Annotated in this window: 15 protein-coding genes; 4 read left to right on the top strand and 11 right to left on the bottom strand. The window is 64.8% G+C overall.

All coding sequences use genetic code 11. The annotated features are described in order from the left end of the window. Positions 1-204 precede the first annotated feature (204 nt). The 10 genes from ltaE to BMW49_RS00625 form a co-directional block, all read right to left on the bottom strand. Positions 205-1206: a low-specificity L-threonine aldolase gene (gene ltaE / locus BMW49_RS00670; protein ID WP_069517032.1), complete on the bottom strand. Its 1002-nt coding sequence runs from the start codon at positions 1204-1206 to the stop codon at positions 205-207. Positions 1207-1387: 181 nt separating this feature from the next. Further along, positions 1388-2395 (bottom strand): succinylglutamate desuccinylase, encoded by a 1008-nt coding sequence (gene astE, locus BMW49_RS00665; protein WP_069517033.1) that lies wholly within the window; start codon positions 2393-2395, stop codon positions 1388-1390. An 11-nt stretch (positions 2396-2406) separates the two neighbouring features. Further along, positions 2407-2691 (bottom strand): topoisomerase II, encoded by a 285-nt coding sequence (locus BMW49_RS00660; RefSeq protein ID WP_069517034.1) that lies wholly within the window; start codon positions 2689-2691, stop codon positions 2407-2409. Between the two features lie 93 nt (positions 2692-2784). Further along, the gene (gene astB / locus BMW49_RS00655; RefSeq protein WP_069517035.1) at positions 2785-4131 is read right to left on the bottom strand and encodes an N-succinylarginine dihydrolase; all 1347 of its coding nucleotides are present in this window, start codon (positions 4129-4131) and stop codon (positions 2785-2787) included. Then, entirely contained in the window at positions 4131-5594 is a 1464-nt protein-coding gene (gene astD / locus BMW49_RS00650) for a succinylglutamate-semialdehyde dehydrogenase (protein ID WP_069517036.1), read from the bottom strand. Before astD ends, astB begins: the two co-directional genes overlap by 1 nt. 69 nt (positions 5595-5663) lie before the next feature. Beyond that, positions 5664-6680, bottom strand: coding sequence for an arginine N-succinyltransferase (gene astA, locus BMW49_RS00645; protein ID WP_069517037.1), 1017 nt, complete (start codon positions 6678-6680; stop codon positions 5664-5666). Positions 6681-6690: 10 nt separating this feature from the next. Beyond that, positions 6691-7707 carry an arginine/ornithine succinyltransferase subunit alpha gene (gene aruF / locus BMW49_RS00640; protein ID WP_069517038.1) on the bottom strand — a complete coding sequence of 339 codons (1017 nt, stop codon included), beginning with the start codon at positions 7705-7707 and terminating at the stop codon, positions 6691-6693. A 141-nt stretch (positions 7708-7848) separates the two neighbouring features. Continuing rightward, positions 7849-9084, bottom strand: coding sequence for an aspartate aminotransferase family protein (locus BMW49_RS00635; protein ID WP_069517039.1), 1236 nt, complete (start codon positions 9082-9084; stop codon positions 7849-7851). Between the two features lie 221 nt (positions 9085-9305). Further along, entirely contained in the window at positions 9306-10502 is a 1197-nt protein-coding gene (locus tag BMW49_RS00630) for a patatin-like phospholipase family protein (protein WP_069517040.1), read from the bottom strand. Between the two features lie 56 nt (positions 10503-10558). Further along, positions 10559-11482, bottom strand: a complete 924-nt coding sequence (locus BMW49_RS00625; RefSeq protein WP_069517041.1) for a lipid A biosynthesis lauroyl acyltransferase — start codon at positions 11480-11482, stop codon at positions 10559-10561. Positions 11483-11640: 158 nt separating this feature from the next. On the opposite strand from BMW49_RS00625, the gene minC reads away from it, so the two are divergent. The 4 genes from minC to BMW49_RS00605 all read left to right on the top strand — a co-directional run bounded on the left by minC (position 11641) and on the right by BMW49_RS00605 (position 14580). Then, positions 11641-12384: a septum site-determining protein MinC gene (minC, locus tag BMW49_RS00620; RefSeq protein WP_069517042.1), complete on the top strand. Its 744-nt coding sequence runs from the start codon at positions 11641-11643 to the stop codon at positions 12382-12384. Positions 12385-12727: 343 nt separating this feature from the next. Further along, positions 12728-13543: a septum site-determining protein MinD gene (gene minD, locus BMW49_RS00615; protein WP_069517043.1), complete on the top strand. Its 816-nt coding sequence runs from the start codon at positions 12728-12730 to the stop codon at positions 13541-13543. Continuing rightward, a complete protein-coding gene (gene minE / locus BMW49_RS00610; RefSeq protein WP_069517044.1) occupies positions 13540-13794 on the top strand; it encodes a cell division topological specificity factor MinE in 255 nt (84 codons plus the stop codon). Before minD ends, minE begins: the two co-directional genes overlap by 4 nt. A 150-nt stretch (positions 13795-13944) precedes the next feature. After that, the gene (locus BMW49_RS00605; protein WP_069517045.1) at positions 13945-14580 is read left to right on the top strand and encodes an RluA family pseudouridine synthase; all 636 of its coding nucleotides are present in this window, start codon (positions 13945-13947) and stop codon (positions 14578-14580) included. Between the two features lie 128 nt (positions 14581-14708). On the opposite strand, the gene BMW49_RS00600 is transcribed toward BMW49_RS00605, so the two are convergent. Next, positions 14709-16313, bottom strand: a complete 1605-nt coding sequence (locus BMW49_RS00600) for an ATP-binding protein (RefSeq protein ID WP_069517046.1) — start codon at positions 16311-16313, stop codon at positions 14709-14711. Between the last annotated feature and the right edge of the window lie 42 nt (positions 16314-16355).

The following is a 16355-nucleotide window of genomic DNA, read 5'->3' as shown; positions in this document are numbered from 1 at the left end:
CTATCCGCCAGTTGCTGGCGCCATCGCGCGATAATCACCAGCAAGCTGACTCCAACGAAGCGCTCAAAGGCACCGCCGTCCTGTAGGAGCGCCGCCCCGGCGCGAAGTTTTTTGGCTTTCTGCCATACCTGCGCATGGCCGCTATTCGCCGCGGGGCGCGGCTCCCACAGGAAATCGCGGCTCGCGACGAAACGGCAACAGACCCTAGTTCTGGAAGGCGGCAAACGCTTCGATCACGCGCCTGACATCCTCAGCGCTAATGTCCAGATGGGTAACCATGCGTAAACGCGGTGCAGCACTCAGTTGAATGCCCTGCTGCGCACAAAACGCCTTGAGCGCATCGGCCTGTTCACCGGCCTGCACGTAGACCATATTGGTCTGTACCGGCTCGACCACCCAACCCAGCTCACGCAGGCCTGCCGCCAGTTGCTCGGCATGGGCATGGTCGTCGGCCAGGCGCTCGACCTGATGCTGCAGGGCATAGAGCCCGGCCGCCGCCAGCATCCCGGCCTGGCGCATGCCGCCGCCGACCATCTTGCGCAAACGCCGCGCCTTGCCGATCAGCGCCTCACCGCCACAGAGCACCGAGCCGATGGGCGCACCCAGGCCCTTGGACAGGCACACCGAGACCGAATCGAAATGCTCGGTAATCGTCCGCGCCGGCACGCCCAACTTGACCGCCGCGTTATACAACCGCGCGCCGTCCAGGTGCAGGGCCAGGCCACGGCGCTCACACAGCGCCCGGGCCGAGGCCAGGTAGTCGAGCGACAGCACCTTACCCTGCATGGTGTTTTCCAGCGCCAGCAGGCGGGTGCGGGCAAAGTGAAAGTCATCCTGCTTGATCGCCGCCTCGACCTTGTCCAGGTCGAGCGAGCCATCGGCTTCGCCCTCGATGGGCTGCGGCTGGATCGAGCCAAGCACCGCGGCGCCGCCGCCTTCATATTTATAGGTATGCGCCTGCTGGCCGACGATGTACTCATCCCCCCGCTCGCAGTGCGCCATCAGCCCCAGCAGGTTGCTCATGGTGCCGCTGGGCACGAACAGCGCAGCGGCAAAGCCCAGTTCAGCGGCCAGGTAGCGTTCCAGCTGATTGACCGTAGGGTCTTCGCCATACACATCATCACCCAGCTCGGCCGCCTGCATGGCCGCGCGCATGCCGGCGGTTGGCTGGGTGACGGTATCACTGCGCAGGTCGATAACGGGCATGGTGGGCGGTCCTTGAACGAGAGGGAGCGCCGATGCTAAAGCCCGGCGCAAGAGATAGACAAGGTACAGATCAGGCAAGAAAACGCAGGACACTTGCGTAGGGTGGATGACGCCTTTTTCATCCACCAGGCATACGTCAATGGGTAGATGGATAAAGCGCCATCCCCCCCCCATTCCTGGCTCAGGCTAAATTCACATCCCCGGCCGGCACGATCAGAATGCCCGCACGCTGGCCGTTATGGACCCGCGGGTTGGGGAAGATGATGCGCGCGCCGGGTTCCTCGACCGTCCAGCGGGTGTCGCCCAGGTCTTCAGCCAGCAGGTAGCCAAGCGGCAGCTCGCTGAAGTTCTCAATGGCTGCCGGCAGGTGCAGGGTGAACGCGTCACTGTGCTTGATCACCTCGCGGGCTACCGCGAACAGCTGCAGGCCATCCAGGCTCGGATCATCCTCGGGCTCACAGCCTGCGATGATCGCGTGCAGGCGCTGCTCAAGCAGGTCGAGGTTGACCATCTGGTTGTCGCCAAACGGCCGCGCCTTGCCCAGCTCCAGGGTAAAGGCTTCGGCGCCCAGGGTGGCGTAGGTGTAAGCGCTGAAGGTGGTCGAGGGCTTGCTTTGCAGCAAGGCCGCGTCGATGCCGGCGGCCTTGAGGCGTGCCAGCTCACGCCGCGAATGGGCACGGCCGGCCTGCCAGGGATAGAGGGCGAACTGCTCGATCTTCGACGCCCGAATCGCGGTGTGCAGGTCGTAATGCAGGCGCGTGCGCCCTGGTTGGGCGAAGAAGCTGACGCACAGCTGCTCCAGCTCGCAGGCGCGTAACGCCTCGAAACCGCTGCTTTGCTCATGCACGCCATTGAACAGGCGGTTAAGGTCCTGCACGACGAAGCGCTCACCACGGCGCATGGCGGCCGGGTTACCGAACAACAGCAACACCCGCGAGCGCGGCTTTAGCTCGCCGCGGGCAATGGCCCGCAGCAGACGGTCCAGCAATTCGATCGGTGCTGTCTCGTTGCCGTGAACACCAGCCGAGAGGATAAGGTCCAGGCCGCAGTCGCTGGCCACCGGCGGCGTGATTTCCAGCGCACCTTCGGTCAACCAGCGCAACCGCGCGCCCTCGACAGTCAGCTGGATCTTCGCTGCCGGCTCGCGGCCAGCCAGGGTCAGCTCAAGCAGTTTGCCGAGAGCAAGCATGGCGGTGCTCCTCAGTCGTGCTGGCAGTCGGGACCATGGACGTGATCGTCATCACCCTGATCGGCGGGCTCCATCTCCAGCTCCAGGCTGACCAGGTTGGTGGCCAGCGGACGCAGCAGCAGGTTGGCGTACTCGCTGTCACCTTCGTCGACATCGACGCCGATCATCAGCTGACCGTTGCCGACCTGCTGAATCCAGATTTCCTTGCCCTGCCAGACCACGGCAAAGCGCGTGCAGGAGGTTTCCAGCTGGGTGCCGTCGGTGTCTTCGAGGATCAGTTGCAGGGCGTCGGTCATAAAGTCTCCACAGGTGTTGGCGTAGGGTGGATGTCGTTTTTTCATCCACCACAAGCCCGTCATGGTGGGTCGATAAAGCGCGACCCACCCTACTCAAGCTAATTGAAAGGGGTAAACAGCACCCAGTTTAAGGATCTGCGTCAGTTCGTCCAAGGCCGTGCGGCATTCAGTGAGCAAGTGCGGATCGCTCAGGTCGTGCTCACTGAGTCGATCCCGGTAGTGCTTGTCGACCCAGAGGTTAAGGCTGTCATACAGCGCCGGGGTCATGATCACCCCCGGATTGACCGCCGCCAGTTCCACTTCGTTGAGCGCCACACGCAGGCGCAGGCAGGCAGGGCCACCGCCATTCTGCATGCTCTGCTTGAGGTCGAAAACCTGCACCTCGGCAATGGCTCCAGCGCTGGCGGTAAGCCCTTCCAGGTAGCGCCAGACGGCGGCATTGTTGCGACACTCTTCCGGCACGATCAGGCGCATGCGTCCATCGCTGCGGCTCAGCAGTTGGCTGTTGAACAGATAGGAGCGCACCGCATCCTCGACGCTCACCGCCTCACGCGGCACACACACCGCCTGCAACCGTCCGCCTACCCGCGCCAGCTTGTCGGCCAGCTCGGCCAGCACCCGCTCGGTGTCGAGGAAGGCGTCCTGGTGATAGAACAGCACCTCGCCATTGCCTACGGCGATCACGTCGTTGTGAAACACGCCTTGGTCGATCACCGCCGGACTCTGCTGGGCGTAGACCACCCCCGCCTCACTCAGCCCATGCAGCCGAACAATAGCCTGGGACGCCTCCAGGGTCTGCCGCGCCGGGTAACGCGCTGGCGCGGGGAAGCGGCTGTCGAAGGCGCTGCGGCCAAACACGAAGAACTCCACGCCGGGCTCGCCATAGCCCTTGCACAGGCGCGTATGGTTGGCCGCGCCCTCATCGCCAAACTGCGCCACCGCTGGCAGCGCGGGATGGTGAGCGAAATGCTGCGGGTCGGCGAACATCGCCTGCAACACCCGACTGGTGGTCGGGTGCTCGATGGAGCGGTGGAACTTGCAATTGAGGTTGGCCGCGGTGAAATGCACACGGCCATCGGCCGTATCGGCGCTGGGGCTGACGGTGCAGGCATTGGCGGTCCACATACTCGATGCAGAGCAGCTGGCAACCAGCAGCGGCATGGCCTCGCGGGCGGCGCGCTGGATCACCTCGGCATCGTTACCGGTAAACCCCAGGCGCCGCAGCGCGGCCACATCGGGGCGCTCCTGGGGCGCCAGCACGGCCTGCTGGTAGCCCATGTCCATCAACGCCTTCATCTTGGCCAGGCCCTGACGGGCGGCCTCACGCGGGCTGGACGCCTCGTGGCAGTTACGCTGCGAGGCCACATTACCGTAGGACAGACCGCCGTAGTTGTGGGTCGGCCCGACCAAGCCGTCGACATTCATCTCGAAAGCACGCATTACAGCTGCACTCCCGGCGTCAGGGTGGCAGGCAGGCTCAGGCGCTCACTCTCCAGCGAGGCGACCGGGTAGGCGCAGTAATCCGCCGCATAATAAGCGCTGGCGCGGTGATTGCCCGATGCGCCGATGCCGCCGAACGGCGCGGTACTGGCGGCACCGGTCAGGGGTTTGTTCCAATTGACGATACCCGCGCGGCTGTGCAACCAGAAGTGCTGGTAGCGCGCATGGGAGTCGGACAACAACCCCGCCGCCAGACCAAACTGGGTGGCATTGGCCTCGGCGATCGCCGCGTCGAAATCGCCGTAGCGGATGACCTGCAACAACGGCCCGAACACTTCCTCGTCGGAACGCTCCGATAGCGCCGTAACATCGACAATGCCGGGTGTCAGCAGTGCCGAACCCGCCAGAGGCTGGCTCATCTGCAGCAGGCAGGTGGCGCCTTTATCCAGCAACCGCTCCTGAGCCTTGAGCAGGTGCTCGGCCGCTTCCAGGGAGATCACTGCACCCATGAAAGGTGCCGGCTGGGCATCGTAAGCACCAACGCCGAGGCTGGCCGTGACCATCACCAGACGCGCCAACAGCGCATCGCCCCAGGCGCCCTGCGGCACCAGCAAACGGCGGGCACAGGTGCAGCGCTGCCCGGCGGAGATAAAGGACGATTGAATGATGGTGTAGACCGCCGCATCGACATCCGTGACCTCGTCGACCAACAGCGGATTATTGCCGCCCATCTCCAGCGCCAGAATTTTTTCCGGGCGCCCAGCGAACTGGCTGTGCAACAGGTTACCGGTGCGGCTGGAGCCGGTGAAGAACAGCCCATCGATACCCGCGTGGGCCGCCAGGGCCATGCCGGTTTCTCGCCCACCCTGCAGCAGATTGAGCACACCGGCTGGCAGACCGGCCTCGATCCAGCAGCGCAGCGTCAGCTCGGCGACCCAGGGCGTCAGCTCGCTGGGCTTGAACACCACGCAGTTACCGGCCAGCAGGGCCGGCACGATATGCCCGTTAGGCAGGTGGCCGGGGAAGTTATAAGGGCCGAACACCGCCACCACACCATGGGGTTTATGCCGCAGCACAGCGTTGGCATCGCCCAACGGGCCCTGCTTCTCGCCGGTGCGTTCGCGGTAGGCCTGCAGCGAAATCGCCACCTTGTTGGCCATGCTGGTGACCTCGGTAGCCGCCTCCCACAGCGGCTTGCCGGTCTCGGCACCAATGGCATCTGCAAGGCGCTCGGCCTGGGCCTTGAGCACCGTGGCGAACTGCTCGAGCACGGCGATGCGCGCTTCCAGTGGCTGCAGCGCCCAGGCTGGAAAGGCCGCGCGCGCCGCCTGCACGGCGGCATCGACCTGCGCGGCATCAGCCGCCTGGCCTTGCCATAGGCAGACCTGGCTGACCGGGTTGAGGGACTCCAGCGCCGCGCCGTGGCCCGCCTGCCAGTGGCCGGCAATGTAATGTGTGCTCATTGGTGTATCACTCCCAGCAAATCGAGGCCCGGCATGGCGCGGGCACGGCAGTCAGGGTTCAGGCGCGCCTCAGCTGCGCGCCGCCAGCGCCACCGCACGCACCTGATTACCCGCCGACAGTTGCAGACGGCGGGCGGTCAACGGGTCGACCACCAGGGTACCGGCGGCCAGACGCGCCGGCGCAGCGGTGATGCGGCAATCCTCGCGCTTGCGGTTGTGGATCAAGAACGGCGTGGCATCGTCACCCGGCGTGCCAATCGCCAGGACCAGGCTGCTGCTCTGGGCCACGGCGCGGATCTTCGCGGTCGCGCACTCGATGGCCGGCCCGGCGTCGAAGATGTCGACATAGCCCTGGTAGCTGAAGCCTTCCGCCTTGAGCATGCTCAGGGCCGGCTCGGTATCGGGGTGCACCCGGCCGATGATGGCGCGCGCGTCCTCGGAGAGAAAACAGGTGTACAGCGGAAACTTGGGCATCAGCTCGGCAATAAAGGCCTTATTGCCGACCCCGGTCAGGTAATCCGCCTGGCTGAACGCCATCTTGAAAAAATGCCGGCCCAGGCTTTCCCAGAACGGCGAGCGGCCCTGCTCGTCGGACACCCCGCGCATCTCGGCAATAACCTTGTCACCGAAGAGTTCGCGAAATTCCGCGATGAACAAAAAGCGCGCCTTGGACAACAACCGGCCGTTGAGCCCGGTACGGTGGTCGGCGTGCAGGAACAGCGAACACAGCTCGGAATGGCCGGTCAGGTCGTTGGCCAAAAACAGCGTGGGCACCTGGCGGTGAATGTTCAGCTCCTGGGAAGCACTCACGGTGAGACCAACCCGGTAGTTGTACCAGGGCTCGCGCAAGCCGACGGCACCGGCAATCGCCGAGATACCCACCACCTGGCCGGCATCGTCTTCCAGCACGAACAGGTAGTCGGTGTCGGCGCGTGCGGCTTCGCCACGGAAGGTCTTCTCGGCCCAGCCCACACGTTGCGCCAGGCGCGCCTCGTTGGCCGGCAGGGTGGTCAGGCCGGCGCCGGTGCTGCGCGCAAGGTCGATCAGGGCCGGCAGGTCGGCACTGCGAACGGGACGAACGATCATCACAAGCTCCTTAAACCGCAACCAGGCGGACGCTGGCGTCTTCACCGACGCCCAGGGCCTCGGCCTGTTCGAGACTGAGGATCACCGGCTTACCGGGCACCCAGTCCAGTTCCGCGACAATCGCGCGAAAATCCTGCAACTGGCCATTGCAGACCAGGTAAGGCCGCCCGCTTGAGCCGGCTTCGCCCAGCTTGATCGGCACCAGGCGGCTCTGGGCAATCGAGCGAATGCCCGAGGTACGCGCATGCAGGGTTGGCCCGCCGTCGAAAATGTCGATGTAGTGGTCGGTTTCGAAGCCTTCGCGGGTGAGGATGTCGAAGGTGATCTGCGCCCGCGGGTGCACCTGGCCCATGGCTTCCTGGGCGGCATCGGACAACAGCGGTACGTAGATCGGGTAATGCGGCATCAGCTCGGCGAGGAAAGTGCGGCTCTTCAGGCCGCAGATGCGCTCGGCCTCGGCGTAGTTCATGTCGAAGAAGTTACGCCCCACCGCGTCCCAGAACGGCGACTCACCGGCCTCGTCGCTGTGCCCGACGATCTCCACCACCACGGCATCGGCAAAGCGTTCCGGGTGGGCGGCGACGAACAGCAGGCGGGCGCGGGAGTTGAGCTCCGACCAGACGCTGCCCACCAGCGCTCGCTCGACGTAGAAGCTGGTCAGCAGGCTGTTGCCGGTAAGGTCATGGCACAACGAGAGGACGTGAATCTTGTTGTGGATCTTCAATTCGCGCGAATGGTGCACGAAGGTTTCATTGCGAAAGCTGTAGAAAGGTTCGCTGTAGCCGGTGGACGCGACGATGCCCGAGCAGCCGACCAGACGCCCGCTGGCGCTGTCCTCCAGAACGAAGAAGTAGGTCTCCTCGCCATTGAAGCTGACTTCGGCGGCAAACGAGGCTTCGGACGCGGCGATCTTGTCGCGCAGCCGACCGGCATCATCCGGCAGCGAGGTCACACCCACCGGGCTGTCCGCGGCCAGGCGCTGCACTTCAGCGAGGTCGGCCATTTGCGCGGGGCGCATCACCAGCATGGTGCAACTCCTTTGGTAGAAAGACCGCCGGCACCCAGGCGGCACCAGTCGAAGCTGCGGCCTGGCCACAGCGCATACGAGACAGTCACTCCCTGACGCGAACCCGACACACCCTGTGCCGGGCAGCCGCTACTGCGACTATTAGCCCTGGGTCAGGCTGGCGATGGCGCGTTCCAGGCGGTCGAGACCGAGGTCGATATCGGCGTCATCGATCACCAGGCTGGGGGCGAAACGCACCACGTCAGGGCCGGCTTGCAGGACCATCACGCCTTCCAGCGCGGCGGCGTCGAGAATCACCTTGGCCTTGCCCTTCCAGGGTTCGGACAGCACCGCGCCGATCAGCAGGCCGAGCCCGCGCACCTGACTGAACACCCCGTAACGCTCGCCCATCTGCTCCAGCCGCGCCTTGAACCGCGCGTGCTTGGCCTTGACGCCGTCGAGCACCTCGGGGGTATTGATGGTATCGATCACCGCCTCGCCCACCGCACAGGCCAGGGGATTACCGCCGTAGGTGGTGCCGTGGGTGCCGACGGCCAGGTGCTTGGCCAAGGCCTCGGTGGTCAGCATCGCGCCAATCGGGAAGCCACCGCCCAGGCTCTTGGCACTGGACAGCACGTCCGGGGTGACGCCGTAATGCTGGTAGGCGAACAGCGAACCGCTGCGGCCCATGCCGCTCTGTACTTCATCGAACACCAGCAGCGCATTGTGCTGATCACAGAGCGCCCGCGCGCCCTGCAGGTAGGCCAACTCACCCGGCAACACCCCACCCTCGCCCTGGATCGGCTCCAGCACGATGGCGCAGGTCTTGTCCGAGACCGCCGCCTTGAGGGCTTCCAGGTCGTTGTAAGGCACGTGGGTAATGCCCTGGATCTTCGGCCCGAAACCATCGGAATACTTCGGCTGGCCACCGACGTTGACGGTGAACAGGGTGCGGCCATGGAAGCTGTTGGTTGCCGCGATGATCTCGTACTTGTCTTCGCCGAAACGCTCGAACGCCACCCGACGCGCCAGCTTGAACGCGGCCTCGTTGGCTTCGGCGCCTGAGTTGCAGAAGAACACGCGGTCGGCGAAGGTCGCCTCGACCAGCTTTTTCGCCAGGCGCAGGGCCGGCTCGTTGGTGAATACGTTGGAGATATGCCACATCGCCCCGGCCTGCTCGGTCAGCGCCTTGACCAGTGCCGGATGGGCATGGCCAAGCACGTTGACAGCAATGCCACCGGTCAAGTCGATCAGCTCGCGACCGCTCTGATCCCAGACGCGCGACCCTTCACCTCGGACCGGGATAAAGCCGGCAGGCGCGTAATTGGGCACCATCACCTGGTCGAAATCGGCGCGGTGCACCGGGTGACGATTCACCGGGTCGTGCTGAACAGACATCGGAACTCTCCTGACGAGAAACGCCTGCAGGCTGAAGCAGGCGATTGAACGGATTGTAGGGACTGAACCGGCGCTATCATTGCCGCCAAGCGACAACTTGTTACAGCGCCAACCCCAGGAAAACCGGCACTTTCGCAGATGCGACAGAAAGCGTCGGGAAGGCGCAGTTTAAACGCTGCGCGGGGGCAATGGCTCAGCCGTTATGCAATTTCTCCGGACTGCTAGAGCAAAGGCACAGGGGCTGACGGCGCGGCCACCTCGCCCAGGCCGAGAAACGCGCTCAAGGCCTGCTTGCGCGCCATGGCGTCCTGGTAGCCCAGCTCGATCAGCTCGTTGCAGTAGCCCGGCTCGAACAGCAGGTAGCTGAGCACCCCCGCGCCGCTCGCCCGGGTCGCGCCCGGCCCGCGCAGAAACAGGCGCAGCGCGCGCGGCAGCTCGTGGCGATGGCGCGCGGCGATCTGGTCCAGTGGCTGGCTCGGCGCGATCACCAACACCTCCACCGGGGTCAGGCCCATACCGCTCGTGTCCTGCTGAGGTGGCACCAGGCGTCCAAGCGTATTAAGCCGCTCGATCAGCTCGATGTCGCCCTCCAGGCTGTCGATAAAGGTGCTGTTAAGCATGTGCCCGCTGATCTGCGCCAGGCTCGGCGGGCGCCCAGTGCGGATAGGCGGCGCTGCTGGCGCGCCACTCTGAGGGTTACCACTGACGCCGATCACCAGCACCCGGTTGGCGCCCAAGTGCAGCGCCGGGCTGATGGGCGCAGACTGGCGCACGGCGCCGTCGCCGAAATATTCGCGCCCGATGCGCACCGGCGGGAAGATCAGCGGGATCGCGGTGCTGGCCAACAGGTGCTGCAGGGACAGGCGCGTGGGAATGCCGATACGCCGATGGCGCAACCAGGGGTTGATAGCGGCGCGGCCCTGATAAAAGGTCACTGCCTGGCCGCTTTCATAGGCGAAAGCCGTGACCGCCACCGCGCGCAACTGGCGATGCCGCACCGCTGCGGCAATACCGGAGAAATCCAGCTCGCGGGCCAGCAAATCGCCCAGCGGCGAGCTGTCGAGCAAGGCCACCGGCACCTCGCCACCCAGGCCAAGCAGGCTATGGCCGACAAAACGACTGGCCTGGCGCAGCACGCCTGGCCAGTCACTGCGGTACACCTGATGGGTGTGAAAATCCTGCCAGACGCAGGTCAAGCGACGAATCGCCTCGGTGAAGTGCAGGGCGCCGCAGGCCAGGCCAACAGCGTTGATCGCGCCAGCCGAGGTGCCGACGATCACCGGGAACGGGTTGCGGCTGGCGTCGGGCAGCAGGTCGGCGATGGCCGCCAGCACCCCCACCTGATAGGCCGCGCGGGCACCGCCGCCAGACAGAATCAGCCCGGTGACAGGGGGCGACAACGGAGGGTTGGCGGTCATCGAAGGCATCCAGCGTTTTCGCTCAGTATAAGAAGACTCTCAACCCAGCATCGGGCTCAGTCATACAGCTTAGGCGCCCCCGGCGGACGGGTCTTGAAACGCCGGTGTGCCCACAGGTATTGGCTCGGGCAAGCGCTGACTACACGCTCGATCCACTGGTTGATCAGCAGGCAGTCGGCCGCTTCGTCCTCGGCGGGGAAGCCAGGGAACGGCGGGTGAATCACCATCCGGTAACCGCTGCCATCGGCCAGGCGCTCCTGGGTAAAGGGCAACACCCGCGCCCGCCCCAGCCGGGCGAACTTGGTGGTAGCCGTGACCGTGGCCGCCGGAATGCCAAACAACGGCACGAAAATACTCTGCTTGGGGCCGTAATCCTGGTCCGGCGCATACCAGATCGCCCGGCCGGCGCGCAGCACCTTGAGCATGCCGCGCACATCGTCGCGCTCGATGGCTGTGGCGTCACGGTTATGCCGCTCGCGGCCGGCGCGCTGAATATAGTCGAACAGCGGGTTGTCGTGCTCGCGGTACATGCCGTCGATGGTGTGCTGCTGGCCGAGCAACGCCGCGCCGATTTCCAGGGTGGTGAAATGCAGGGCCATAAGAATCACCCCCTGCCCTTCGGCCTGGGCCTGGCGCAGGTGCTCCAGCCCCTCGATATGCGCCAGGCGCGCCAGACGCTCACGGGGCCACCACCAGCTAATGGCCATCTCGAAGAAAGCGATGCCGGTGGAGGCGAAGTTCTCGCGCAGCAGGCGCTCGCGCTCGGCGCTGGGCATCTGCGGGAAGCACAGCTCCAGGTTACGCGCGGCAATCCGCCGGCGCGCCCCGGCCACCCGGTACATCAATGCACCCAGGCCACGGCCGAGGCGCAGCAGCACCGCATACGGCAGTTGCACCACCAGCCAGAGCAGCCCGAGGCCCAGCCACAGCGGCCAGAAACGCGGGTGAAGAAAGTGGCGACGAAAGACGGGACGATCCATGAACGATCCTGAACAGCCTGGAAAACGCGGCATTCTAGCAGCACTTGTCGACCGCCGAGCGGAGCTGAGCAGCGTCTGGCCCGAGGCCAGCGGCTTGCGAGCCACCCGCGATATCGTTATAAGTCCCGCTACTTTTCCCAGGCCGTACCCGACTGACCATGAGCCAAGCCGACCTCCTCGCCCAAGATCCCGTGTTCCAGCTCAAGGGCAGCATGCTGGCCATCACCGTGATGGAACTGGCACACAACGACCTGGCGCGCCTCGACCAGCAACTGGCTGCCAAGGTCGCCCAGGCACCGAACTTCTTCAGTAACACCCCCCTGGTGCTGGCCCTGGACAAACTGCCCGAGGGCGAAGGCATTCTCGACCTGGCCGCGCTGATGGCTGTCTGTCGCGGTCACGGTCTGCGCACCCTGGCCGTGCGCGCCAGCCGCGAGGCCGATATTCTCGCCGCCAACAGCCTCGACCTGCCCGTGCTGCCACCCTCAGGCGCGCGGGAGAAACCCATCGATCCGACCGGCGGCACACCACAACCGCCGCCACCGCCGCCCAAGCCAGCTGAGCCCGAGGTCAAGCCCACCCGGGTGATCACCACGCCGGTGCGCGGCGGCCAGCAGATTTACGCCCAGGGCGGCGACCTGATCGTCCTGGCCCCGGTCAGTGCCGGCGCGGAACTTCTCGCCGATGGCAACATCCATGTGTACGCCCCCATGCGTGGCCGTGCCCTGGCTGGCATCAAGGGTAACGGCAAGGCACGCATCTTCTGCCAGCAGATGGGGGCAGAGCTGCTGTCCATCGCCGGCCACTACAAGGTCGCCGAAGACCTGCGCCGCGACCCGTTGTGGGGGCAGTCGGTACACGTCAGCCTGTCGGGGGATATGTTGAACATCACCCGTCTTTAACGGATACTGCCGCCACTTTTCAGGGACACAACTAGGAGCCTGTCGGACTTGACCGTTCGTAGCGAGGGAAAGATCGGATTGCGACAGTTTTGCTGCTTTACCGAGGCGAATAGCGCGCTATTTAACGAGGGAAAGCAGCAAAAATGGCCAAACCCGGCTTTTCCGCAGTAGAACAGTGTTAAGTCCGACAGGCTCCTAGGATATCTGGAAGCCTCTGAGCACTCGCTAAATGTCATTGCCAGTTACCGGCGCCGCGCACCTCGCGCAGCCCAGGGCAGCGTTAACGCCGAGCCTCATTGCAGCTGGCAGATTCCCGCTTTCTTCATATTTAGGGTGAATCACCTTGGCCAAGATCCTCGTAGTCACGTCCGGCAAGGGTGGCGTCGGCAAAACCACCACCAGCGCTGCCATCGGTACCGGCCTCGCCTTGCGCGGGCACAAGACAGTCATCGTCGACTTCGACGTCGGCCTGCGTAACCTCGACCTCATCATGGGCTGCGAACGCCGCGTGGTGTACGACTTCGTCAACGTCGTCAACGGCGAAGCGACCCTCTCCCAGGCCCTGATCAAGGATAAACGCCTGGAGAACCTCTATGTGCTGGCTGCCAGCCAGACCCGCGACAAGGACGCGCTGACCCAGGAAGGCGTCGAGAAAATCATCAACGAGCTGCGCGAGTCGTTCGAATACGTGGTCTGCGACTCGCCGGCCGGTATCGAAAAAGGCGCGCACCTGGCGATGTACTTCGCCGACGAAGCCATCGTGGTGACCAACCCGGAAGTGTCTTCGGTACGCGACTCCGACCGCATGCTGGGCCTGCTGGCGAGCAAATCGCGGCGCGCTGAAAAAGGCGAAGAGCCGATCAAGGAACACCTGCTGCTGACCCGCTACAACCCAGAGCGCGTGACCAAGGGCGAAATGCTCGGCGTAGAAGACGTCGAGGAAATCCTCGCCATCCGCCTGCTCGGCGTGATCCCCGAGTCGCAAGCGGTGCTCAAGGCTTCCAACCAGGGCGTACCGGTGATTCTCGACGACCAGAGCGACGCCGGCCAGGCCTACAGCGACGCGGTTGACCGCCTGCTGGGCAAAGAAGTGGCGCACCGCTTCCTCGACGTGAAAAAGCAGGGCTTCCTGCAACGCCTGTTTGGAGGTCGAGAATGAATATTTTTGACTTCCTGCGCTCACGCAAGAAGGAAACCACCGCCTCTATCGCCAAAGAACGCCTGCAGATCATCGTCGCCCACGAGCGCGGCCAGCGCAGCCAGCCGGACTACCTGCCGGCCCTGCAACAAGAGCTGGTCGAGGTGATCCGCAAGTACGTGAATATCGATTCCGATCAAGTACAGGTTGCACTGGAAAACCAGGGCAGCTGCTCGATTCTGGAGTTGAACATCACCCTGCCGGATCGCTAGACGCCCGCGCAGTGCACACAAATGGCGGCCCCGGTGGCCGCCTTTTCATTGGCGATGCAAAACCCTGTAGAAGCGGATTTATCCGCGAAGCGTTCTACAGGCTAAAAGCATCGCGAATAAATTCGCTCCTACAGAATTTCCAGACGCCCCATGCCGCTGAGCCAAATCGAAATACTCCACCAGGACGCCGCCCTGCTGGTGATCAACAAGCCCACCCTGCTGCTCTCGGTGCCCGGTCGCGCCGAAGACAACAAGGACTGCCTGGTCACCCGCCTGCAGGACAACGGCTACCCGGAAGCGCGCATCGTCCACCGCCTCGACTGGGAAACCTCCGGCATCATCGTGCTGGCTCGCGATGCCGACAGCCACCGCGAGCTGTCCCGGCAGTTCCACGACCGCGAAACGGAAAAGGCCTACACCGCGCTGTGCTGGGGCCAGCCGCAAGACGACAGCGGCAGCATCGACCTGCCCCTGCGCTACGACCCACCGACCAAACCGCGCCACGTGGTCGACCATGAACAGGGCAAACATGCCCTGACCCACTGGCAGGTACTGGAACGCTGCGGGGATTACTGCCGCGTCGAGCTGACGCCGATCACCGGCCGCTCGCACCAGTTGCGCGTGCACATGCTCTCCATCGGCCATCCGCTGCTCGGCGACGGCCTGTATGCCCACGAACAAGCCCTGGCCGCCTACCCGCGCCTGTGCCTGCACGCCAGCATGCTCAGCCTGACCCACCCACAAACCGGCGAGCGGCTGCGCTTCGAGTGCCCCGCCCCGTTTTAAAGCTAACCCGCACGGTAGGGTGGATGACGCTGTTTTCATCCACCATTGCCGTTGGTGGATGGGTAAAGCGTCATCCACCCTACGAGGCTGAAAGCTCTCTGTAGCCTGGATAAAATCCAGGGCATCTGTCACGCCTGCTTGCGCGGCCAGATCAGGGTAAAACACGCCCCGCCCAGGCTCTCGCTACGGCTGATCTGCGCGCGGCCGCCGTGCCAGTAAGTGATCCGCCGCACGATCGACAGGCCCAGGCCATGGCCGCCCGAAGCCCGCGTGCGGCTGTCATCCAGGCGCAGGAAGGGGGTGAAGATGCGCTCCCAGGCCTCTTCCGGCACACCCGGGCCATCGTCTTCGACATCCACCCGACAGCGCTGTCGGCCAACCTGGTAACTCACCCGTACCCGCGACTCGGCATGGCGCATGGCATTGCTCACCAGGTTCTGCAACGCGCGGTGCAGATAACGCAGCTCGGCCTCCACCAGCGCACCGCCGCCATCCAGCGCATCACGCGAGGGGCCGTGCTCGACCCGCACGCTTGCACGTAATGGCGCCAGCTCGGTGACCACCTGATCGATCAGATCGTTGAGGTCGACCGGCTGGAAGCTCAGCGCCGGCGCGCCCTGCTCCAGGCGCGCATAGGTGAGCATCTCGTCGACCAGCTTGTCGAGGTCCTGGATATCGCTGTCCATGCCATCCATGTACTTGCGCCGCGCCGTCTCGCTGCTGGCATCGGCGATCATCTCCAGGCCAAAGCGCAACCGCGCCACCGGCGTACGCAGCTCGTGGGATACCGCGCGCACCAGTTCGCGCTGGATGCCCAGCGAACGCTGCAGGTGTTCGGCCATGCCATTAAAGGCTGCGGCCAGGCGCCCCACCGAATCACTGCCATGGGGCGGCACTCGAGCATCCAGGCGGCCGCTGGCGATATGCGTGGCAGCGCTCTCCAGGCCGCGCAGACGCTGTTCCAGCGGGCGCACCAACAGATAGACCATCAGGCCGATCAGGCTCAGGCCCAGCGCACCGATCAGCACCAGCAGTTGCGGCGGATAGGGGTTCATCTGGTACAGCGGGCCGATCTCCAGCACCCAGGGCGTGTCGATAATCCCGGAAAACACATGAATGGTATCGCCGCCCTTGCCCAGGGCCATCACCGTATCGCCCTCATCCACCCGCCGGCGCTGGTCGTCGTCCAGATTGGCCTGATCAAGGGGCAGCAGGCGCAGGTCGAAACCGAACTGCTTGGCTTCCTTTAGCTCGGCCAGCCGGCGCGGCTGCTCATCGACCGGGTAGCGCACCAGTTCGTCAACCAGCAGAAAGATGGTCGCCCGCGCCAATTGCTCACTGACCTGCTGCACCTCGCCGCTCAGCAGCAACTGCTCGCGCTCGCTGACCAGGCTGTAAACCGTGGCCGCGTGGGGGCCGGTCTGCTCGACCAGCACCTGACCGCGCTGCAAGCGGCCGCGCTCGCTGCTGTCCAGCGGCGTAGCGGCCAGCGCCTGAATGCGCAGCGGAATGCCCAGCAGGCGCGACCAGGTATTGATCGCCCGGCGCCGCTCGACATCAACCATGGGCGCGAGATTGTCCGCCATCAGGCGAAAGGTGCCACGCGCCAGGCGCTCACGGTACTGGTCGGAACGCACCTCGTTGACCAGGTGCAACGCTCCCACGCCCAGCAGCGCCACCAACACCAGCGAACCGAGCATGCCGGCGTAGATCCGCAGGAAGATCGAGTTCACGCGCGCACCTGCACGGCATACGCACACAGCGTGGCGCGCACC

The sequence above is a fragment of the Pseudomonas cuatrocienegasensis genome (assembly GCF_900110925.1).
Classification (GTDB): Bacteria; Pseudomonadota; Gammaproteobacteria; order Pseudomonadales; family Pseudomonadaceae; genus Aquipseudomonas; species Aquipseudomonas cuatrocienegasensis.
The sequence above is the reverse complement of the archived record's forward strand: the minus strand, read 5'-3'. Positions and strand labels throughout refer to the sequence as shown.

What these genes read in the sequence shown, in the direction of transcription:
- ltaE (WP_069517032.1), bottom strand. Translation starts at nt 1,206, where the DNA reads ATGCCCGTTATCGACCTGCGCAGTGATACCGTCACCCAGCCAACCGCC.
- astE (WP_069517033.1), bottom strand. Translation starts at nt 2,395, where the DNA reads ATGCTTGCTCTCGGCAAACTGCTTGAGCTGACCCTGGCTGGCCGCGAG.
- BMW49_RS00660 (WP_069517034.1), bottom strand. Translation starts at nt 2,691, where the DNA reads ATGACCGACGCCCTGCAACTGATCCTCGAAGACACCGACGGCACCCAG.
- astB (WP_069517035.1), bottom strand. Translation starts at nt 4,131, where the DNA reads ATGCGTGCTTTCGAGATGAATGTCGACGGCTTGGTCGGGCCGACCCAC.
- astD (WP_069517036.1), bottom strand. Translation starts at nt 5,594, where the DNA reads ATGAGCACACATTACATTGCCGGCCACTGGCAGGCGGGCCACGGCGCG.
- astA (WP_069517037.1), bottom strand. Translation starts at nt 6,680, where the DNA reads ATGATCGTTCGTCCCGTTCGCAGTGCCGACCTGCCGGCCCTGATCGAC.
- aruF (WP_069517038.1), bottom strand. Translation starts at nt 7,707, where the DNA reads ATGCTGGTGATGCGCCCCGCGCAAATGGCCGACCTCGCTGAAGTGCAG.
- BMW49_RS00635 (WP_069517039.1), bottom strand. Translation starts at nt 9,084, where the DNA reads ATGTCTGTTCAGCACGACCCGGTGAATCGTCACCCGGTGCACCGCGCC.
- BMW49_RS00630 (WP_069517040.1), bottom strand. Translation starts at nt 10,502, where the DNA reads ATGACCGCCAACCCTCCGTTGTCGCCCCCTGTCACCGGGCTGATTCTG.
- BMW49_RS00625 (WP_069517041.1), bottom strand. Translation starts at nt 11,482, where the DNA reads ATGGATCGTCCCGTCTTTCGTCGCCACTTTCTTCACCCGCGTTTCTGG.
- minC (WP_069517042.1), top strand. Translation starts at nt 11,641, where the DNA reads ATGAGCCAAGCCGACCTCCTCGCCCAAGATCCCGTGTTCCAGCTCAAG.
- minE (WP_069517044.1), top strand. Translation starts at nt 13,540, where the DNA reads ATGAATATTTTTGACTTCCTGCGCTCACGCAAGAAGGAAACCACCGCC.
- BMW49_RS00605 (WP_069517045.1), top strand. Translation starts at nt 13,945, where the DNA reads ATGCCGCTGAGCCAAATCGAAATACTCCACCAGGACGCCGCCCTGCTG.